Genomic DNA, 19107 nt, shown 5'->3' with positions numbered 1-19107 from the left:
ATCCACCTCAACGCCGCCGGTCCGGTCCGCCGGCACGGTCTACGCCGGGATCAGCACCCGCCGGAGGCCGGCATGGACGCGACGCACGGAACGAGTGAGCGCCAAGAAGGCGGACATCGAGGCGACCGGCGCGCGCCGACGTTCGTGCCGGGACCGCTCGGACCTGACAGCCTCCTGAGGATCGACGCCTACTGGCGGGCCGCGAACTACCTGTCGGTCGGCCAGATCTACCTCATGGCCAACCCGCTCCTGCGCGAGCCGCTGCAACCCGAGCACGTCAAGCCGCGGCTCCTCGGCCACTGGGGCACGACGCCAGGCCTCAACTTCATCTACGCGCACCTGAACCGGGTCATCAGCCAGCGCGATCTCGACATGATCGCGGTCTGGGGACCGGGTCACGGCGCGCCGGGGCTCGTGGCGAACGCGTACCTGGAGGGCACCTACAGCGAGATCTACCCCGACGTCGCCCGGGACCTCGACGGCTTGGCGCGCCTGTTCCGGCAGTTCTCGTTTCCCGGGGGCATCCCGAGCCACGCCTCGCCGGAGCTGCCGGGCTCCATCCACGAGGGCGGCGAGCTCGGCTATTCCTTGGCTCACGCGTTCGGGGCAGCCCTCGACAATCCCGGCCTCACCGTCGCCTGCGTGGTCGGCGACGGCGAGGCCGAGACCGGGCCGCTCGCCGCCTCCTGGCACTCGAACAAGTTCCTGGACCCGGTGACGGACGGCACCGTCCTGCCGATCCTGCACCTCAACGGCTACAAGATCGCCAACCCGACGCTCCTCGCGCGCATGCCCGGGGCCGAGTTGCGCAGCCTCCTCGTCGGCTACGGCTACGAGCCGACCTTCGTCGAGGGCGACGAGCCGGCCCCGATGCACCAAGCCATGGCCACCGCCCTCGATGCGTCCTTCGACGCCATCGCGGAGATCCGCAGGCGCGCCGTCCGCGGCGAGCCAGGGCGTCCGCGGTGGCCCATGATCGTGCTGCGCAGCCCCAAGGGCTGGACGGGGCCGGACCGGGTGGACGGCAAGCCCGTCGAGGGCACCTGGCGCTCGCACCAAGTGCCCGTGGCGGCCGTGCGGGATGACGCGGAGCACCGCGCGATCCTGGAGGCTTGGCTGCGCTCCTACAGGCCGGAGGAGTTGTTCGCCGAGGACGGCTCGCTCGTACCCGACCTCGCGACACTTCCGCCCAAAGGAGCGCGGCGCATATCGGCCAACCCGCACGCCAACGCGCACGGGAGCGCCCCGCTACGCCTACCGGACCTAGGCCGCGTCGCCGTTGCCGTGCCGGAACCCGGCCGCACCAGGGGCGAGGCCACCCGCGCGCTCGGGACCTACCTTCGGGAGGTGATGACGCTGAACGCGCGGAGCCGGAACTTCCGCCTGATGGGGCCGGACGAGACCGCCTCGAACCGCCTCGACGCGGTCTTCGAGGTGACCGGCCGGGCCTGGCAGGGGGAGATCGTCCCCGGCGACGACCACCTCCGGCGCGACGGCCGAGTCATGGAGGTGCTGAGCGAACACCTCTGCGAGGGCTGGCTGGAGGGTTACGTGCTGACCGGGCGGCACGGCCTGTTCGCCACCTACGAGGCCTTCGCCCACGTCGTCGATTCCATGGTGAACCAGCACGCCAAGTGGCTGAAGTCCTCGCGCGACCTGCCCTGGCGCCGGCCGGTCCCGTCCCTGAACATCCTACTCTCGTCCCACGTCTGGCGGCAGGACCACAACGGCTTCAGCCACCAGGACCCGGGCTTCATCGACTTCGTGGCGAACAAGCGTGGGGACACGGCGCGGATCTACCTGCCGCCGGACGCGAACACGCTTCTCTGCGCCATGGACCACTGCCTGCGGACCCACGACCGCATCAACGTCGTCGTGGCCGGTAAGCAGCCCGCCCTGCAGTGGCTGAGCCTGGACGAGGCCGTCCGGCACTGCGCCGCCGGCGTCGGGACCTGGGATTGGGCCTCGAACGAGGGCGAGGCGGAGCCCGACGTGGTGATGGCCTGCGCCGGCGACGTCCCGACCCAGGAGACGCTCGCCGCGGTGGACTGGCTGCGCCGGCACGTCCCGGAGATGCGGGTCCGGGTCGTCAACGTGGTCGACCTGATGACGCTGCCGGCGCCCGGGACGCACCCGCACGGGCTCGACGACCCGACCTTCGACAGCCTGTTCACGCGCGACCGGCCGGTGGTGTTCGCCTACCACGGCTATCCGTGGCTGATCCACAGGCTGACCTACAAGCGTACGAACCACGGAAACTTCCACGTCCACGGCTTCATCGAGGAGGGCACGACGACGACGCCCTTCGACATGTGCGTGCTGAACCGGCTCGACCGGTTCCACCTCGCCCAGGCCGCGATCCGGTCCGTGGCACGACTGGGCGCCCGCGCCGCGCATGCCGAGGAGGCGCTCCGGGACGCGTTGGCCGCCCATCGCGAGCACGTCCGCCGGACAGGCGACGACCTGCCGGAGGTGCGGGACTGGACCTGGTCGGGACGGCACGCGCCCGAGGACCACGACCGCCGGATCGAGGGTGACATCATGCAGTGCGGCCCGACCGACGCGGACGAGCCCGGCCGGTCGGGCACCGTGGACGGTTGGACGGTCGTCACCTGAGAGCGCACGATGATCCTCGTTCTCAACGCCGGATCGTCCAGCCTGCGCTGTGCCCTGTTCCGGCCCGGCGTCGACGCACCGGTCTGGCGCACCCACGTCGCCGGCACCGGGACGCACCCGAAGCTGTCGGTCGATGGCGAGCCGGTGGTCGGCGAACGGCCACCACAGGGTGACCACGCGACCGTCGCCCGCTGGCTGTTCGACCGACTGCCCTACGCGCCGACGGCGGCCGGTCACCGCGTCGTCCATGGCGGCTTGCGCCACGCGGCGCCGGTCCGCCTCGATGCGGACGTCATGGTCACGTTGGAGGGACTGGTGCCGCTGGCACCGGCGCACCAGCCGCAGGCCCTGGCCTGCATCCGGGCGGTCGGGGAGACGTGGCCGCGCCTGCCGCAGGTCGCCTGTTTCGATACGGCCTTCCACAGGACGCAGGATCGGCTCGCCCAACTCTACCCGCTGCCGCGCGCCCTCCTCGATGTGGGGCTCGTGCGCTTCGGCTTCCACGGGCTGTCCTACGCCCATCTCGCCCGAAGTTATCCGACAGGGCGGCTACTGGCCGCCCATCTCGGGCACGGGGCGAGCCTGTGCGCGATCCGGGACGGACGCAGCGTCGCCACGACGATGGGCTTCACGACGCTCGATGGGGTGATGATGGGCACCCGCAGCGGGGCGGTCGACCCCGGCCTCGTGCTGCACCTGATCCGGGAGCGTGGCCTGTCGCCCGACGCGGTGGCCGAGCTCCTGAACGAGCGGTCGGGCCTTCTCGGCGTCTCCGGTATTAGCGACGACGTGCGGGTCCTGGAGGCGAGCGACGCGCCGGGAGCGCGTGAGGCCCTGGACCTGTTCGCTTACCGGATCGTGCGGGAAGCGGGCTCCCTCATCGCCGCACTCGGCGGGGTCGACGCCGTCGTCTTCACCGGCGGCATCGGCGAGCATGCCGCGCAGGTCCGCGTCGCGGTCTGTCGCGGGCTTGCATTCGCGGGCGTCGCGCTCGACGACGTGGCCAATGCCGGCGGCGAGGCGAGGATCGAGGCGCCCGGCTCGGCGGTCACGATCCGCATCGTGCCCGCGAACGAGGAGCGCGAGATCGCCCTGTCGGTGACCGAAGCGCTCGCCCTGACGTGAGCGCGCCTGTCGCCGGGCAAGCCACTGCGAGACTTCCCGGTCAGGACGTCGGGTGTTCGCCCTTCAGGTAAGCGGGATCGAACTCGGCGACCTCGGCCAGCCCGTCCCAATCCTCGATGGTCATCCACCGGCATCGCCACGAGATTAGCCCGGCCTGGCGAAGCCTCTTCAGGGTGCGGTTCGCGTGGACCGACGTCAGGCCCATGGCGCTGCCGAATTCCGCCTGCGTCAACGGCATGGGAAACCGGGACGCCTCGGCGATGCCGGCGGCCGCCGCCCGCGTGAAGAGTTCGCAAATCAGGTGCGCGAACCCTTCGTACGCCGGGCGGTGGGCTGCGTTCAGGAGCCAGCGGCGGGCGGTGGCCAGCTCGACCGCCGTTTCGAAATGCACCATGCGGCCGATGCCGGAATGCCGCTCCATGAGGTCCCGCAAGGCATCGTGCGGGATGACCGCGACGCGACAGGGCGTGAGCGAGGCGACCACGTGGCCCACCCGCCGACGGACGAGGCCCTGCAGGTCCAGGAAATCCCCGGGAAGCTGCAGGGCGAGGATCTGGGGCCGGGCGGTCTCCAGGGGGATGTACCGGCAGGTCCAGCCATCCAGGAGGAGCCGGCATTCGGCCGGTTCGTCGTCCTCGCGCACGATCTCCCGGTCGGCCTCGACCGTGACGACCCGTGACACGGACGCGGCGAGGGCATCGGCCTCGTGGGCCGGAACACCGGACCGATCCAGCTTGCGCCTGAAGGTTAAGGTCCAGTCCACGCCTGACGCATGGATCGGACCGCGAACGGTCTTCCCATTGCCCGGTTGCGGCCCTCGCGGCGGCGTCGACGGATACGTCGGGCCGGGAGGTGGCTCGCGCCGGTCGTAGGCATTCGGTTGGTTCGTCCTCGAACGTATCTCCCCGTCGGCCATGGACATGATGCGCCCCCTAGTTCCACGTAACGGAAGACAAGTTGCCGGCTCGATGCGACCCCGCTTTGCGGTGAATCAAAAAATCGGTCCGGACCACCGTCCGCCCTGCCTGGCCCGAACCCGGTCCGGCGGCATTCCCCGCAGGCCGGCCTGACGGTCGGCGGCGGAAGGGCGCCTAAACCGTGTCCGGGCTCCGACCCGGCGCCCGTTCGCGCTCGCCGTCCCCGTGACCGACGTCGAGGCCGAAGAGGCAGTCACCCATATCGACCGGCTGCGCCCATCGATACAGGAGCCGGTCGACCTCGCCCGCCCAGGCGAGCGGGAGGTCGAGCCAGAAGGTGCGCCACAGCGTCAGCAGGGCATTCTCCGCGAGCTCGAAATCCGAGCGCGGAGGGTGGGACGGAAGGGTCGTCGATGCCTGCCTCATGGCCTAAGCCCCCACCTCGACGCGGCTGACGTGGGAGACCCTGAAGGTGCGGTAGGTCTCGTCGCCGGCATCGCGGATCGAGACGTACTCGCCCTCGACGAAGGCGTGTGTGCCGAGGTGGTAACCGGGCTCGTCGTCCTCGTTCGTCCAGTCGGCATAGTCGATCAGCCAGGTCGCCCCGCCCTCTCCGCCGGCGCGGTGGACGAGGCGGCCATGGCGGTCGCGCTCGCCGACCCAGAACCGTCGCACCCGGCAGTGGTCCCGGGTCTCGCGCCAGAGCGCCGCGTCGAGGCGCCCGTCCGGTCCGAGCGGAGCAACGATCTGGTAGCCCCGCCCTACGCTGCCATCCGGATGCTCCGGGCAGCGCGCCAGCGTCAGGGTCACGCAGAACATCGCGGCCGGGGCAGCCCCGGTCTCGGGCCGCGGCCCGAGCGGCGGTGCGACTGCATCGGACCCGTGCATCTCTACGGACATGGTGGACCTCCTCAACTCAGGGCGACGATGCGGTCCTCGACGGCGCGGACGCCCGGCACCGACCAGGCCGCGCGCTCGGCGGCGTCGCGCTCCGTCCAGGCCGATACCGCCCCCTCCAGCGTGACCTTGTCGCCCGTGACGGTGACCTTGATCCCGTCCGCCTCGAACATGACGCTGCGCCGGAACGCCTCCAGGATCTTGTCCTTGACCGCATCCGGGCGGGCCTCGGGCCTGACCTCGATGTGGTTCGTCACCCCGTGCACACCGGTGAGCTTGCGGACCGCCGCCTCGGCGCCCGCCGACTGGTACTGCCAGTGAACCGCGCCGGTGAGGGTGACCCAGCCACCGGCGACCGTCACCTGGATGGCCCGCTTCGGCAGGTGGACGGACCAGTCGATGATGGCCAGCGCCCGCGCGGCGATCTGGTCGTCGGCGACCTTCTTCGCGTCCGCGTATCGGACCTGGATCTCCTGGGCGATGGCGCGCACGCCCCGGACGCGCCGGACGGCGCGCTCGGCCTCGACCTTCTCGGCGTAGCTGCCGACGTGGCCGGTGAGCGTCACGACGCCGTCCGAGACGGCGACGCCGATGTCGCCCGCGTCGAGGCTGGGGTCGAAGTCGAGCTCGTCGAGAACGTCGCGGCGCAGGTCCTTGTCGGTCATGGCGCTTCTCCTCATGGCCTCTCTCCCGTTCATGCCGGATGGCGTGGTGGGCAGCGGCCGGGTGATCCTGCCCGGCCTAGACGGAGGAGCCTTGATCCAGCGCAACACCCACGCGGCGCTCGGCCCTAGCCAGTGCGGCGCAGCGCTCCGTCTCCTTCCGCAGGTGCGGAAGCGTCGCCCCGATGCCCGCGGCCGCCAGGTCCGATTGGAGCCGCGTGATCATCGTCTCGTCGTCGGCCACGACGGCACAATCCGTGAAGGCGGTGACGTACGCTTCGGCCGCCGGCCCGCTCAGGGCCATCCGTTCGCAGGCCCAGCTAGCCAGGAGCCGGTTGCGCCTGTTGCGGGTGTGGAAGCGCGCCTCCTCCTCCAGGACGAAACGTTGCTCGTAGGCCCGCTCGCGCTCGTCGAATGTCGTGGCCATGGTCTCCTCCCCGATACCGGCTTGGGCTGTCTTTAATCCTCGACAACGCGTCGGAGCCGGGCGCGTCGGAGGCTGACCTGACGTCCGCCCGCGCGAAGCAGCGCCCCGTCCTCCTCCAGTTGCGAGAAGGTCCGCGACACGGTCTCGATGGTCAGGCCGAGATGATCCGCGATGTCGCGTCGGGTCATCGGCAGCGCGAAGGTGCCCGTGCCGCCGAGACGCTCGTCGACCTCCATCAGGAAGGTCGCGACGCGCTCCACCGCCGAACGCCGACCGAGCAGCAGCATGTGGTCCTGGGCGTAGCGAAGGCCGCTCGCCGCCATGGTCCAGAGCTGGCAGGCCACCTCAGCGCTGCGGGCCGCGGCGCGTTCGATCCCGCGACGCTTGAAGATCACCACCTGGGTGTCCGACAGGGCCTCGGCCGTGTGCCGATGCGTCTCGCCCTGCTCCAGGCCGAACAGGTCGCCGGGCAGGTGGAAGCCGGTGATCTGGCGCCGCCCGTCGTTCAGGACCTTGTGGGTGCGCACCGCGCCGCGGACGACCTTGTAGACGAACTCGGCTTCCTCGCCCTCGCCGTAGATCTCTTCCTCGCGGTCATAGGCGAACGGGGTGCCGATGAGCTCGGGGCAGCCGGCGAAAAGGGCGGTACCGGGTTTGCCGCCGACGGTGACGTTCGCGGTCGAGGGCGAGGTCGGGGACAGGGTGATCTCGGCGGCCATCGCATCTCTCCTCGTCCGAAATCGGATGGCGGGAGATTGCCGGGGCCGGGCGTCATGAAAAATTCCGGTCGGTCGCTTAAGCAGGTCCGCTTAAGGGCAATTACGTATGCGTGCTCGGCGATCAGGGGTGCGCGACAGTCACGAGGCCCCATGCGTGTATGGGATCGTGCAGCACGAAGACGCCGTTGCGGCCCGCGGCCAGCGAGCACAGGGCCGTGGCAAGCCCATAGGCGACGACGCCCAGAACCAGCGTCACGGAGTCGGCGCGACGCCTGAGGGCGTGAATGGCGACGCAGCCGGCGGTGAACGACGACGCCACGAGGATCGCCAAGGGGTCGAGAGGCATCGCGCCGCTCCGGAACGCGGTTGGTCCGATGGTCCTGGGAGGGGCCGCGGCCAAGCGATGGGCTTCCGCGGCCCCTCCGGCGATGAAAGATGCCTCAGACCGAACGCGCCAGGGGCGAAACGAAAAGCCGCCAGAGCTCGAACGCGGCGAGGACGGCCACTGCGAGCCCGATGCCCACGTGCAGCCACACCGGGTACCGCAGGTCCGCGAAGCCGAGCGCCCACGGGGCGATGGACACCCAGAGGCCGGCGGCGAGGTTGATGTATTCCTCCCAGTCGTAGGACTTGGCGAGGGCGAGCGCCGCGACGACGGTGATGGCGCCGCCGCAGACGAAGGCATTGCGCGCCGCTGCGGTCTCGCTGCCGAGTCCCAGGTACCAGGGCGCCATGAGGAGCGCGACGCCCAGCAGCGCGTTCAGCGCGTTCGGGATCATGTCCTCCATCCGGTTCTCGATGGTCCGCATCGTCGCCTCCTTGGAACGGGGGCACCGGAGCCGGGGACGCCGAATGCCGGGCCCTTGGCGGCAGACGGCCTGCCACCTCCTGACGCCGAGCATCCGGCAACGTCGCATCGAAGCCTTGATGTGGCTCAAGGAGAGCGAGGGGTGTCCGTCATCCCATCCCGCAGCTTCTCGACCTGCGTGAAGCCGGCGTTCCGGCGCGCGCCTGATCATGCCCACGACTTTCGGCACCTACCCGTGCAGCCCGCCGCGGGACTTCGCGGGCGCGGCGGCTTACGCGGAACGGCCCAGGGCCCACGTAGAGGGGACCGCGTGCGCCTTCCCCGTTCCGGCTGGCTAACAGGTTGACGCAAATGCCGCCGAGCGACCTTGATCTGACGCAAGCCGACCAGCACCGAGGACGCGTGGATCAGGCCGGGAGCATGCCGGTGGCGGAAACCTGACGGCTCGAACCTATGCCCGGGTCCGCTCCAAACCAAAGTCGGTGACAGGCATATCGTCGGGGCGCCCGGGAAGCGGTCATGGCCTTGCTCCCGCTCCCGCCGCGATAGCCCGTGCATCCTGTCAGCGTTTCAAGACGAAGCTTGTGAGGGCCACCGCTCGTGACGGTGTTGCCGTTGGCGAACGCATGGCTGGCGGGAGCGGCCGGGCTTGGCGGAAATCGAAGGGCCTGCCTCCCGCATCGCTAGCCATCTGCCCCCGCTGGGGGCGGCCGGCGCCGTCCGAGTTTGCTGGCTGCACGCAGGATCAAGCCATGACGCGGACCCACTTCCGGTTCCAGTGAAGACTTTGGCCGCTCCACCCGCATGTGTCTCATGTCTCACCCGACGCCAAATCCCAGTCGCCGGGGGGTGTGAATGAGCGTTCATTGACATGTGAATGAACGCTCACTAACACATCTGACGACGCAGCGAGGAACGAGAATGGCACCAGGACTCCAGGCATCGACGCACCGGCCTGGTGTGGCCGCCGAAGCCATGTCACTCCTGCGCCCAGCCAACCTGCTCGCCGCCCTCTTGGTGATCCTGGGCTGGGCGGCGCTGATTTCCTGGACCGGAAACGGCCCCGGTGGCTGGCAGGCCCGCACGTGCGCCAGCCTCGCCCCGTCGGCGCACGCTTGCGTCACGGCAACCCGGGCTAAGGACGCCAGCCGGGTCGTCCCCCATACGGCGGAGCAAGCATCGTGAGCATCGGGACCGGAAACGTCGTCGGGGTCCGCGACGCGCAGGTCTCGCGTCGCGAGGAGATCCTCGATGCCGCCGAGGCCTGCTTCGTCCGGAACGGCTTCCACCGCACCACCATCTCGGACCTCGCCCGCGAGGCCGCGATGAGCCAAGGAAACTTCTATCGCTACTTCGCCGCCAAGGAGGACATCGTCCTCGCGATGGCCGAGCGCGACAGGGCGCGCGGCGCGACCATGCTCGCCGACCTTGAGCGGGAAGGCGGCCAGCGCGCCGTCCTTACCGGCATCCTCACGCGCTATTTCACGGATCTCACCCGTTCGGCTGCGGTCCTGCGCGTGGATCTTTGGTCGGAAGCAACCCGTAATCCCGCCATCGCAACGCTGATCGAACGGGGCGAGGCGGAAGCCCGCGAGTGGCTGTGCGGGATGTTCGCGACGCTCGCCACGTCGCCCGATTGCGACCCCAGGGCCATGTTCGACGCGCTCAACCCGCTGATGAAGGGCATCATCGTGAGCCGGGCGACGCTGCCCGGGTACGACCCTTCCACCGCGGTCGCGCATCTCCAAGCCCTCATCGAAGCCGGCCTGCGCGGCTCGCTGCCCCGAGCGGCCGAGGCCCTTCCGGAGACCAGCCGATGATCCGCGCCGTCCTACTTGCCGGAACCACGCTGCTCACCCTCGGCCTTTCGGCCTCCCTCGCCCGCGACGAGGCACCAGCGACGACCAAGCCGCTCCTCGCGCCCGCCGTCAGCGTCGTCGAGGCGACGCGGCGCGAGACCGTTGAGACTGTGGCGGTGACCGGCACCCTGGTGCCCCGCGACGAGATCTTGGTAACGCCCGAGATCGACGGTTACCGGGTCATCGAGGTGGTGGTAGAAGAGGGCGCGCGGGTCGCCAAGGGCCAGGTGCTGGCGCGCCTGTCGCGCGACCTCATCGACCGTCAGATCGCGCAGCAGGACGCGGTGGTGGCCAAGGCCGAGGCCGCCGTGCCCCAGGCCCAGAGCAACATCGAGCAGGCCGAGGCTGCCGAGACCGAGGCTCGGCTGGGGCTTGAGCGGGCGCGCTCGCTCATGGCGACCGGCAACACCACGGCGGTGGTGATGGAGACCCGCACCTCCGCCCTGCGCCAGGCGGAGGGCAAGCTCGCCTTCGCCCGCAACGGGCTTGCCATGGCCAAGGCCGACCTCGCCCAGGTCCGCGCCGTGCGGGACGAGCTGTCCCTACGGCTCGCCCGCACCGAGATCCGGGCTCCGGAGGCCGGCATCGTCAGCCGCCGCACGGCCCGCGTCGGCCTCGCCGCCTCGGCGTCTTCCGAGCCGCTGTTCCGCCTGATCGCGCGTGGCGAGATCGAGTTGGAGGGTGAGGTCGTCGAGACCAAACTGCCGCTGTTGCGCGAGGGCGCCCCGGCGTGGATTGACATGGGTGAGGGCACCCGCGTCGCCGGCAGCGTGCGCGCCGTCTACCCCGAGGTCGACAAGGCGACGCGCCTGGGCAAGGTGCGCGTGCGCCTCGACCCCGACCCCCGCCTGCGCATCGGCACCTTCGCCCGCGGCGCCGTCGAGCTCGCCCGCAGCCGCGGCGTCAGCGTCCCCCAGGCTTCGGTGCTCTACGGCGGCGGTCGCCGCAGCGTCCTCGTCGTGACCGGCGACCGTGTCGAGGACCGCACCGTTCGCACCGGCATCGCCGACGAGGACACCGTCGAGGTCCGCACGGGCCTCAACGAAGGCGAGCGGGTCGTGGCCCGGGCCGGCTCGTTCCTGCGCGACGGCGACCGGGTCCGCCCGGTGCTCGAAGCCCCGCCCGCCACGCCCGCGGTCGCCGCGGTGCCCGCGCCCCGGGACACCGCCGAAGCAGGCGTGCCTTAAGCCGTCGCACCCCGACACCACCCCGACGACATGAAAGCCAGGGCAGACCGATGCGCCTGAACGTCTCCGCATGGGCGATCCGCAACCCCATCGCGCCCCTCGTCCTGTTCCTGGTGCTGGTCGTGCTCGGCCTCGTCAGCTTCCGCGGGCTCGCGGTGACGAAGATGCCGAACGTCGACGTTCCGATCGTCTCGGTGGCCATCACCCAGTCTGGCGCGGCACCGTCCGAGCTCCAGACCCAGGTGACAAAGTGGGTCGAGGACGCGGTCGCCGGCGTCCGGGGTGTCAAGCACATCACCTCGGCCATCACCGAGGGCTCCTCGGTGACCACGGTCGAGTTCCGGCTGGAGGTGAACACCGACCGCGCCGTCAACGACGTGAAGGATGCGGTCTCGAAGATCCGCATCAACCTGCCGCGCACCATCGACGAGCCGGTGATCAGCCGCGTCGAGGTCGCCGGTCTGCCCATCCTCGTCTACGGCGTGAAGGCGCCCGCGATGACGCCCGCCGAACTCTCCTGGCTGGTCGAGGACAAGATCGCCCGCGCGCTCCAGGGCGTGAAGGGCGTGGGCGGCGTCGAGCGGGTCGGCGGTGTTGCGCGCGAGGTCCGGGTCGTGCTCCAGCCGGACAGGCTGCTGGCGCTTGGCATCACCGCCGCCGACGTGAACCGGCAACTGCGCCTCACCTCAGCCGACATGGCGGGCGGGCGCGGCGAGGTCGGCGGGCGCGAGCAGTCGATCCGCACGCTCGCCGCCTCGCGCACCCTGCGCGACCTCAAGGCCACCTCCATCGTCCTGCCCGGCGGCCGCAAGGTCCGCCTCGACGACCTCGCCAGGGTCGAGGACGGCATCGAGGAGCCGCGCACCTTCGCCCGCTTCAACGGCGAGCCTGTCGTCGCCTTCGCGGTCTCGCGCGGGTCGGGGGCCAGCGACGCCGAAGTAGCGGCCGGGGTCGAGAGGAAGATCGCCGAGTTTCAGGCGAGCTATCCCGACCTGCAGTTCGAGTTGATCGACTCCTCGGTCTCCTCGACCATCGGCTCGTACGATTCCGCCATGCACACCCTGATTGAGGGGGCGCTCCTCGCGGTCATCGTGGTGTTCCTGTTCTTGCGCGACTGGCGCGCCACGCTCATCGCGGCGGTGGCGCTGCCGCTCTCGGTGTTCCCGACCTTCTGGGCGATGGACGCGCTCGGCTTCACGCTCAACGGCATCAGCCTGCTCGCGATCACGCTTGTGACCGGCATCCTCGTGGACGACGCCATCGTCGAGATCGAGAACGTCGTCCGGCACATGCGGCTTGGCAAGTCGCCCTACCAGGCGGCCATCGAGGGCGCCGACGAGATCGGACTGGCGGTCATCGCCATCACCGCGACCCTGATCGCGGTGTTCGCCCCGGTCTCGTTCATGCCGGGCATCGCCGGGCGCTACTTCATCCAGTTCGGCCTGACCATCGCGGTCTCGGTGTTCATGTCGCTGCTCGTGGCGCGCCTGATCACCCCGATGCTCGCCGCCTACTTCCTGCGCGACCACGGCCATGCCGAGGAGCGCGAGGGGCCGGTGATGCGCGCCTACTCGCGCCTCGTCGGCTGGTCGGTGCGCCATCGGGTGATCACCCTGTTCGCGGGCCTCGCGCTGTTCGCCGCCTCCATCGTGTCGACCGGCCTGCTGCCCTCGGGCTTCATCCCGAAGCAGGACAATGCCCGCACCCTGTTCATGGTCGAGCTGGCGCCGGGCGCGAAGCTCGCCGACACGGTCGCGGTGTCCGACCGCGTGGTCTCGCGCATCCGGGCGCTGCCCGAGGTGAATTCGGTCTTCGTCGACGGCGGCCGGCAGGTCGGCGGCAAGAAGGAGACCCGGCTCGCGACCCTGACCGTCAACCTGACGCCGAAGGCCTCGCGGACCAAGCGCCAATGGACGGTCGAGGCCGAGATCGCGGCCCTTCTCGCCGAGGAGCCCGACATCCGGTCCTGGACCCTGCGGGACAGCGGCCAGCGCGACCTCGCCCTGGTGGTGAGCGGCCCCGACGCCGACGTGGTCACCGAGGTCGCCGCGCGCCTGCAGCGCGACATGGCTGCAATCCCGCACCTCGTCTCGGTGATGTCGACGGCGCCGCTGAACCGGACGGAGGTCCGCATCCGGCCGAAGGAGGGGGTTGCGGCCGATCTCGGCGTCTCGACCGACGCCATCGCGGAGACCGTCCGCGTCGGCACCATCGGCGACATCGGCCTGAACCTCGCGAAGTTCAACGCCGTCGACCGCCAAGTGCCGATCCGCGTGCAGCTCCCCGAGAGCGCCCGCGGCGCGGTCTCACGGCTTGAGAGCCTGAAGGTGCCCGCCAAGGACGGCTCCGCCGTGCCGCTGGCGGTCGTGGCCGACATCGAGCTCGACCAGGGACCCGGCGCCATCGACCGCTACGACCGAGCGGTGCGCGTCGCCGTCGAGGCCAACATGGAGGGCTCGGAGGCGCTGGGCTCCCTCATCGCCGAGGCCCTGCAGACCCCCACCGCGCGGAACCTGCCGCCGGGGGTGACCATCAAGCAGACCGGCGACGCCGAGATCATGCAGGAGGTGTTCTCGGGCTTCCTGATGGCGATGGGCGCCGGGATCATGATGGTCTACGCCGTGCTGGTCCTGCTGTTCGGCTCGTTCCTGCAGCCGCTGACCATCCTGTTCTCGCTGCCGCTCTCCATCGGCGGCGCCATCCTCGGCCTGCTTATTTGCCAGATGCCAATCTCGATGCCGGTCGTCATCGGCATCCTGATGCTGATGGGACTGGTCACGAAGAACGCGATCATGCTGGTCGACTTCGCGGTCGAGGAGATGGGCCGCGGCGTCGACCGGGTCACCGCCATCGTCGAGGCCGGCCGCAAGCGGGCGCGGCCCATCGTGATGACGACCATCGCGATGGCCGCCGGCATGGTCCCGTCCGCGATGGCGTTCGGGGTCGGCGGCGAGTTCCGGGCGCCGATGGCGGTGGCGGTCATCGCTGGCCTGATCGTCTCGACCCTGCTCTCCCTCGTCTTCGTGCCGGCCGTGTTCCTGCTGATGGACAGCCTCGGCAATCTTATCGGGCGCGTGCTCGGACGGTTCGTCGGACCGAGCGACGACGCGGCCGGGCATGCCGTGACCGCACCCTGAGACTTCGATCTCGTGAAACCCGCAGAAGGAATCCGATGACTTTTCCAGTCTACCGCTTGGCCACGGCCGCCCTGGTGGTCGCCGTCGCGACCGTCACGTGCGGACGGCCGAACGCCGCCACCGCCGCCGAACCGTACGGGACCTGGCTCACGGAGGATGGTCGCGCCCGCATCAGGACCGAACGCTGCGGGTCCGACGCGACACGCCTTTGCGGCTTCGTGGTCTGGGGTCGCGAGCCGCTGGACAAGGACGGCAAGCCGAAAATCGACCGGTACAACCCGAACCCGGCGTTCCAGGCCCGACCCCAACTCGGCCACCAGATGTTGCTCGGCCTGAAGCCGAACGCGGAGGGGCACTTCGAGGGCAGGATCTACAACGCCGACAACGGCAAGTCCTACGACGTGACGGTGTGGAGCGACCATCCGTCGACGCTGACCGTCAAAGGCTGCATGCTGGTGTTCTGCGCCTCGCAGTCATGGAAGCGTGTGGCCGACGTCGTCCCCGGCCAGGTCCAGGGGCCGACCGACGGTCCCGGCGGTCCGCACTCCGATCCCGAGTGGGCATCGAAGGGTGCACGGACGGGCAGCACGCCCAGAAAACCATCGCCCGAAGGCTCAGCGACCCCCGCGCGGTGAGGGGCGCCCCGCGCAGGCGTACCAAGCGCCGTGCCGCCGCCATGGGGCAGCACGATGTGCGCAACCTCGAACATCGATGGCTTGCCCGGCCCGGAACCTGTTTCGCGGGCGTCAGGCGATTTTGCAGCCTGCTGCGATTCGAACTTTCGACGGCGCCTTGGTTGACAGGTGCCCGTTTGGGCGCCCTTCCTCAGGCTCGGGAGACCGAAACACCGGCGACTTTGTCGGCGAGCAGGCCAAGCAGCGCGTCGAACATCAGTGGCTTATCGATCAAGGGAATGCCCGCGACCCTGGCTCGCGTCCGGATGCCCGGGTCGGGATGGCCGGTGATCAGCACGACCGGGACATGCGCGTCGAGGTTGCGCAGGCGGCCGAACACCTCAAGGCCGTCCATCCCCGCCATGACCTGGTCAAGTAGTACCAAGGCCGGTCGCGGGCCGGGAAAGGCCGCCAACAATTCGCTGCCGTCGGCGAAGGTCTCGACGCGGTGGCCTTCGCACTCGATCAGGAAGCGCGTGGAGTGCAGGACGGCCGGGTCGTCGTCCACGACGTAGATGAGGTTCTGAGGGGCCGATGGCATGGCGGTCGCCCTTCGGTGTGGCGCTCTATCGAAGCCGCCATCATGCGTGGGTGGATCGGGCGCTCGCCTTGACCTGCCTCAAGCCGGCGTCAGGCGAGCCCGCCCAGCACCGACCAGCGCACCAGTTCCTGTAGGCTCTCCGCCCGCGTCTTGGCCATGAGCTTGGCCCGGTAGATCTCGACGGTGCGCGGACTGATGTCGAGCGTCCGGCCGATCTCCTTGCTGGTGCGGCCGGCGACGAGGTGGTCCAGGACCTGCCGCTCGCGCTCGCTCAAGGTTCCGACGCGACGCACGAACTCGCGCAGCGTCGGGTCGACCGCTCCGGCGATCCCGCCACGCTCCAAGGCCGACCTCAGCGCCTGGATGAGCGCCTCGTCGTCGAACGGCTTCTCGATGAAGTCGCAGGCGCCGAGCTTCATCGCCTCCACCGCGAGAGGCACGTCCCCGTGCCCCGTCATCATCACCACCGGCAAGGCGTGCCCCGCAGCCCGCAGGCGGCGCAGCAGTTCCAGCCCGTCGATGCCGGGCATGCGGATGTCGGTCAGGACGCATCCCGCGGCCGGCTTCTTCAGCCCGTCGAGCAGGTCCGCCCCGGCCTCGTAGAGCCGGACCTCAAACCCCTCGGTCCCGAGCAGGAAGCCGAGGGAGTCCCGCATGGCCAGGTCGTCGTCCACGACGTGCACCACGTCAGTCGCCATCGGGCAGGTCCCCCACACGGGCGGCCGGGAGCGTCAGCCGGAAGGTCGCCCCGCCGGTGCCGTTGCGTTCGACGTCGAGGCGCCCGCCATGCGCCTCGACAATGGTGCGGCAGATCGAGAGCCCGACGCCCATGCCGCTCCGCTTCGTGGTGACGAACGGTTGGAACAGCCTGTCGGCGACCTCCGCGGCGATGCCGGGCCCGGTATCCGATACAATGATCTCGACCGTCTCCCCGCCGATTGGCCTCGCCTCGACGGTCAGTTCGCGCCTGTCGCCCTGCTGCATGGCCTCGCGGGCGTTGCGCAGGAGGTTCACCAAGACCTGCTGCACCTGCACCCGGTCGGCGAGGACGGAGCCGACCCGCGGGTCGACGACGACGCGCGCGACGATGCCCTGCTCGCGGGCTCCAACCAGCGCCAGCGCGCTGGCCTCTTCGATCAGCCTCGCGACCGGCTCGACCCGCCTTTCGGTTTCGCCGCGAGCGACGAACTCGCGCAGGCGCCGGATGATCTGGCCGGCCCGCAGCGCCTGCTCGGCGGCCTTGCCGAGAACCTCCACCGTCTTGGCGATGGCCTCGGGGCCAGGGCGTGCCAGCAGGCGGCGGCAGCCCTTGGTGTAGTTCGCGATGGCGCCGAGCGGCTGGTTCAGTTCGTGTGCGAGCGCGGAGGCCATCTCGCCCATCGCGCTGAGCCGGGAGACGTGGGCGAGCTCGGACTGGAGCTCCTGGAGGCGGGCCTGGGTGCGCTGGTGCTCGGTGAGGTCGTTGATGAAGCCGGTGAAGTAGACCTGCTCGCCCGAGCGCATCTCGCCGATGGCGAGCTCCATCGGGAAGGTGGAGCCGTCCCGCCTCCGGCCGGTCACGACCCGGTTGGTGCCGATGATGCGGCGTTCCCGGGTCCGGCGGTAGCGGTCGAGGTAGCCGTCGTGCTCGCCCTGCATCGGCTCCGGCATCAGGATGCGGACGTTCCGCCCGACCGCCTCGCCGGCCGCGTAGCCGAACAGGCGCTCGGCCGCGGCGCTGAACGAGTGGATCAGGCCCGTCTCGTCGATGACGACCATCGCCTCGGGCACGGTGTCGAGGATCGAGCGCAGATGCGCCTCGCGGGCCCGGATGTCCTCCTCGGCCCGCTTCTGCTCGTCGATGCTCAGGACCACCCCGCGATGCCGTGCCGGCCGGCCGGCGTCGTCGAAGCTCACCCGCCCGCGCGAGCGCAGCCAGCAGACGGACCCATCGGGACGAACGACGCGGTAGTCGGCCTCGTAGCTTCCGCCCTCACGCAACGCCCGCTGGATGGCGTCAGCGCGGGCCTGCCGGTCGTCCGGATGCACCAGCGCCTGTGAGTCGGCGAAGGTGGTGAGCCGCTCGGGCGGCACCCCGAACAGGCGTGCGCAGGTCGGCGAGACGGTGGCGCGTCCGGTCGGGATATCCAGCGACCAGACGCAGATGCCGACCTCGTCGAGGGTCTGACGAAGTTCGTCGTTCGCCTGCGTGGCGTCACGCCAACGGTCGGCGCTGGGCATGTCGACGGGGTCCGTCATCAAGCGCACCCGGAAAGGTCCTGCGCGCGGCCGTCTTGGAACTCGCCTGTGTCCACCCGTAGGGCGTCTGCATCGCGCATCCGGTCATTACTGCGATTCCGCTACGGGGAACAGCCGCCGGTGCGTATTCGCGGCCGACGCAGAGTAGTTCTTTGGTCCGAGCCGCCACTGATACCGCGCCGCCCGAGCCGCTTGAGGTGGATCAACGCGGTGTCGCCACGACGGGAGGAACCTTTGGGTCGGCTCAACCCGGAGAACTCCCATGTCCAGACCCAGTCCTTCGCCCCTGGCGGGCATCCGCGACGTCCTCGTCGGGACCGCCGTGGAAGGCGAGCGCGAGGAGGCCTCGTCGGCCATCGGTTACGGCTTGACCTTGGCCAAGGCCGCAGGCGCCCACCTCACCGTCCAGTCGGCCTCGTGGCGCCTCTCGGGCGACGACGCCTGGCTCGGCGAGTTCGACTACGAAGGCGTCTCGGTCATGGACCGCCGGCTCGACGCGTTGGCCCGCTCCGTCGCCGAGCGCTCGGCTGGGGATGCCGCGCAGGCTGGCGTCGTCTGCACGACCGAGGCGCCGAGCCTGCCGTATCCGGAGATCGTGAGCCGTCTCGCCGCCCGTGCGCGCCTGCACGACCTGACGGTCCTGGACATCGGTCCGCGCACGTACGACATCGACCGTGAGATGATCGAGAAGGCGCTGTTCCACAGCGGCCGGCCGGTCATCGCCGTACCGCCGGGACACGACGCCTTCGCGGCGCGGCGGATCATCGTCGCCTGGGACGGCAGCGCCCAGGCCGCCCGGGCCACCAACGACGCCCTGCCGTTCCTGCGCGCGGCAGAAGCGGTCGAGATCGTCTCGGTCGGCACCGAAGCGGAGATCCACGGAGCGGTGCCGGGCGCCGAGTTCGCGCCCCATCTTGCCCGGCACGGGGTCAACGTCAGCGTCAACGATCTTCCGAAGCGGGATAGCATCGCCGACACGTTGCGTGCCCAGGCCGGGCTGTTCCGGGCGGACATGATCGTGATGGGTGCCTACCGGCACTCCCCGACCCGCGAATACTTCTTCGGCGGCGTGACGCGCTCATTCCTCAGGGGCAGCCCGGCACCCCTGTTCCTGTCCCGCTGAAGCCGGGAGGCTGACGATGACGGAGCGAGATCCTCCTCGGAGCGTCGCGACCGACCGGGCATTGCGGTCGCGGAAACGCGGTCGCCTGTCCGAGCCGGCTGCGGCGCAGTCGAAGACCGATGGGGCACCTCCCCAGGTGCGGGCACCTAACAGGATCGAATGGCCGGGCCCGCTGAA

At 70.2% G+C, this 19107-nt stretch carries 18 protein-coding genes; 7 read left to right on the top strand and 11 right to left on the bottom strand.

Going from position 1 to position 19107, the window contains the following annotated elements:
• The first annotated feature begins 72 nt into the window (after positions 1-72).
• Positions 73-2616 carry a phosphoketolase family protein gene (locus tag ACLBYB_RS23935; RefSeq protein ID WP_447700274.1) on the top strand — a complete coding sequence of 848 codons (2544 nt, stop codon included), beginning with the start codon at positions 73-75 and terminating at the stop codon, positions 2614-2616.
• Between the two features lie 9 nt (positions 2617-2625).
• Positions 2626-3741 (top strand): acetate/propionate family kinase, encoded by a 1116-nt coding sequence (locus ACLBYB_RS23930; RefSeq protein ID WP_447700273.1) that lies wholly within the window; start codon positions 2626-2628, stop codon positions 3739-3741.
• Between the two features lie 40 nt (positions 3742-3781).
• On the opposite strand, the gene ACLBYB_RS23925 is transcribed toward ACLBYB_RS23930, so the two are convergent.
• The 8 genes from ACLBYB_RS23925 to ACLBYB_RS23890 all read right to left on the bottom strand — a co-directional run bounded on the left by ACLBYB_RS23925 (position 3782) and on the right by ACLBYB_RS23890 (position 8172).
• A complete protein-coding gene (locus ACLBYB_RS23925; RefSeq protein WP_447700272.1) occupies positions 3782-4663 on the bottom strand; it encodes a Crp/Fnr family transcriptional regulator in 882 nt (293 codons plus the stop codon).
• A gap of 169 nt (positions 4664-4832) precedes the next feature.
• Positions 4833-5084 (bottom strand): hypothetical protein, encoded by a 252-nt coding sequence (locus ACLBYB_RS23920; protein ID WP_447700271.1) that lies wholly within the window; start codon positions 5082-5084, stop codon positions 4833-4835.
• A 3-nt stretch (positions 5085-5087) separates the two neighbouring features.
• Positions 5088-5558 (bottom strand): hypothetical protein, encoded by a 471-nt coding sequence (locus tag ACLBYB_RS23915; RefSeq protein ID WP_447700270.1) that lies wholly within the window; start codon positions 5556-5558, stop codon positions 5088-5090.
• Positions 5559-5569: 11 nt separating this feature from the next.
• The gene (locus ACLBYB_RS23910; protein ID WP_234082837.1) at positions 5570-6220 is read right to left on the bottom strand and encodes a BON domain-containing protein; all 651 of its coding nucleotides are present in this window, start codon (positions 6218-6220) and stop codon (positions 5570-5572) included.
• Between the two features lie 76 nt (positions 6221-6296).
• Positions 6297-6644: a DUF1476 domain-containing protein gene (locus ACLBYB_RS23905; RefSeq protein WP_238301170.1), complete on the bottom strand. Its 348-nt coding sequence runs from the start codon at positions 6642-6644 to the stop codon at positions 6297-6299.
• A 32-nt stretch (positions 6645-6676) separates the two neighbouring features.
• The gene (locus ACLBYB_RS23900; RefSeq protein ID WP_447700269.1) at positions 6677-7363 is read right to left on the bottom strand and encodes a helix-turn-helix domain-containing protein; all 687 of its coding nucleotides are present in this window, start codon (positions 7361-7363) and stop codon (positions 6677-6679) included.
• A gap of 121 nt (positions 7364-7484) precedes the next feature.
• Positions 7485-7709 carry a hypothetical protein gene (locus ACLBYB_RS23895; protein WP_331327219.1) on the bottom strand — a complete coding sequence of 75 codons (225 nt, stop codon included), beginning with the start codon at positions 7707-7709 and terminating at the stop codon, positions 7485-7487.
• Positions 7710-7803: 94 nt separating this feature from the next.
• Positions 7804-8172: an SPW repeat protein gene (locus ACLBYB_RS23890; protein ID WP_238301173.1), complete on the bottom strand. Its 369-nt coding sequence runs from the start codon at positions 8170-8172 to the stop codon at positions 7804-7806.
• Between the two features lie 1180 nt (positions 8173-9352).
• On the opposite strand from ACLBYB_RS23890, the gene ACLBYB_RS23885 reads away from it, so the two are divergent.
• Genes ACLBYB_RS23885 through ACLBYB_RS23870 form a run of 4 tightly spaced genes read left to right on the top strand, consistent with a single transcriptional unit; the run spans position 9353 to position 14989 of the window.
• Positions 9353-9991 carry a TetR/AcrR family transcriptional regulator gene (locus ACLBYB_RS23885; protein WP_354456453.1) on the top strand — a complete coding sequence of 213 codons (639 nt, stop codon included), beginning with the start codon at positions 9353-9355 and terminating at the stop codon, positions 9989-9991.
• A complete protein-coding gene (locus ACLBYB_RS23880; RefSeq protein ID WP_447700268.1) occupies positions 9988-11217 on the top strand; it encodes an efflux RND transporter periplasmic adaptor subunit in 1230 nt (409 codons plus the stop codon). The genes ACLBYB_RS23885 and ACLBYB_RS23880 overlap by 4 nt, the downstream gene beginning before the upstream one ends.
• A gap of 50 nt (positions 11218-11267) precedes the next feature.
• Complete coding sequence (locus tag ACLBYB_RS23875; protein WP_447700267.1) at positions 11268-14354, top strand: efflux RND transporter permease subunit; 3087 nt, start codon at positions 11268-11270, stop codon at positions 14352-14354.
• A 56-nt stretch (positions 14355-14410) separates the two neighbouring features.
• Positions 14411-14989 (top strand): DUF2147 domain-containing protein, encoded by a 579-nt coding sequence (locus ACLBYB_RS23870; protein WP_447700266.1) that lies wholly within the window; start codon positions 14411-14413, stop codon positions 14987-14989.
• A gap of 190 nt (positions 14990-15179) precedes the next feature.
• Here the strand turns inward: ACLBYB_RS23870 and ACLBYB_RS23865 are convergent, their stop codons facing one another.
• The 3 genes from ACLBYB_RS23865 to ACLBYB_RS23855 all read right to left on the bottom strand — a co-directional run bounded on the left by ACLBYB_RS23865 (position 15180) and on the right by ACLBYB_RS23855 (position 17807).
• Positions 15180-15569, bottom strand: a complete 390-nt coding sequence (locus ACLBYB_RS23865) for a response regulator transcription factor (RefSeq protein ID WP_354456449.1) — start codon at positions 15567-15569, stop codon at positions 15180-15182.
• An 89-nt stretch (positions 15570-15658) separates the two neighbouring features.
• On the bottom strand, positions 15659-16267 hold the full coding sequence (gene fixJ, locus ACLBYB_RS23860) for a response regulator FixJ (RefSeq protein ID WP_354456448.1): 609 nt from the start codon (positions 16265-16267) through the stop codon (positions 15659-15661).
• The gene (locus ACLBYB_RS23855) at positions 16257-17807 is read right to left on the bottom strand and encodes a PAS domain-containing sensor histidine kinase (RefSeq protein WP_447700265.1); all 1551 of its coding nucleotides are present in this window, start codon (positions 17805-17807) and stop codon (positions 16257-16259) included. Before ACLBYB_RS23855 ends, fixJ begins: the two co-directional genes overlap by 11 nt.
• A 262-nt stretch (positions 17808-18069) precedes the next feature.
• Here ACLBYB_RS23855 and ACLBYB_RS23850 point away from each other — a divergent pair, with 262 nt between their 5' ends.
• Positions 18070-18930 carry a universal stress protein gene (locus ACLBYB_RS23850; RefSeq protein WP_447700264.1) on the top strand — a complete coding sequence of 287 codons (861 nt, stop codon included), beginning with the start codon at positions 18070-18072 and terminating at the stop codon, positions 18928-18930.
• Positions 18931-19107: the final 177 nt, after the last annotated feature.

This window comes from Methylobacterium sp. D54C, assembly GCF_053345595.1.
Note: the sequence above shows the minus strand (reverse complement) of the source record. Positions and strands in the feature narration are given on the sequence as shown.

Bases quoted from the DNA above. Each gene is read 5' to 3' on its own strand.
- ACLBYB_RS23935 (WP_447700274.1), top strand. From the start codon at position 73: ATGGACGCGACGCACGGAACGAGTGAGCGCCAAGAAGGCGGACATCGA.
- ACLBYB_RS23930 (WP_447700273.1), top strand. From the start codon at position 2,626: ATGATCCTCGTTCTCAACGCCGGATCGTCCAGCCTGCGCTGTGCCCTG.
- ACLBYB_RS23925 (WP_447700272.1), bottom strand. From the start codon at position 4,663: ATGTCCATGGCCGACGGGGAGATACGTTCGAGGACGAACCAACCGAAT.
- ACLBYB_RS23920 (WP_447700271.1), bottom strand. From the start codon at position 5,084: ATGAGGCAGGCATCGACGACCCTTCCGTCCCACCCTCCGCGCTCGGAT.
- ACLBYB_RS23915 (WP_447700270.1), bottom strand. From the start codon at position 5,558: ATGTCCGTAGAGATGCACGGGTCCGATGCAGTCGCACCGCCGCTCGGG.
- ACLBYB_RS23910 (WP_234082837.1), bottom strand. From the start codon at position 6,220: ATGACCGACAAGGACCTGCGCCGCGACGTTCTCGACGAGCTCGACTTC.
- ACLBYB_RS23905 (WP_238301170.1), bottom strand. From the start codon at position 6,644: ATGGCCACGACATTCGACGAGCGCGAGCGGGCCTACGAGCAACGTTTC.
- ACLBYB_RS23900 (WP_447700269.1), bottom strand. From the start codon at position 7,363: ATGGCCGCCGAGATCACCCTGTCCCCGACCTCGCCCTCGACCGCGAAC.
- ACLBYB_RS23895 (WP_331327219.1), bottom strand. From the start codon at position 7,709: ATGCCTCTCGACCCCTTGGCGATCCTCGTGGCGTCGTCGTTCACCGCC.
- ACLBYB_RS23890 (WP_238301173.1), bottom strand. From the start codon at position 8,172: ATGCGGACCATCGAGAACCGGATGGAGGACATGATCCCGAACGCGCTG.
- ACLBYB_RS23880 (WP_447700268.1), top strand. From the start codon at position 9,988: ATGATCCGCGCCGTCCTACTTGCCGGAACCACGCTGCTCACCCTCGGC.
- ACLBYB_RS23875 (WP_447700267.1), top strand. From the start codon at position 11,268: ATGCGCCTGAACGTCTCCGCATGGGCGATCCGCAACCCCATCGCGCCC.
- ACLBYB_RS23865 (WP_354456449.1), bottom strand. From the start codon at position 15,569: ATGCCATCGGCCCCTCAGAACCTCATCTACGTCGTGGACGACGACCCG.
- fixJ (WP_354456448.1), bottom strand. From the start codon at position 16,267: ATGGCGACTGACGTGGTGCACGTCGTGGACGACGACCTGGCCATGCGG.
- ACLBYB_RS23855 (WP_447700265.1), bottom strand. From the start codon at position 17,807: ATGACGGACCCCGTCGACATGCCCAGCGCCGACCGTTGGCGTGACGCC.
- ACLBYB_RS23850 (WP_447700264.1), top strand. From the start codon at position 18,070: ATGTCCAGACCCAGTCCTTCGCCCCTGGCGGGCATCCGCGACGTCCTC.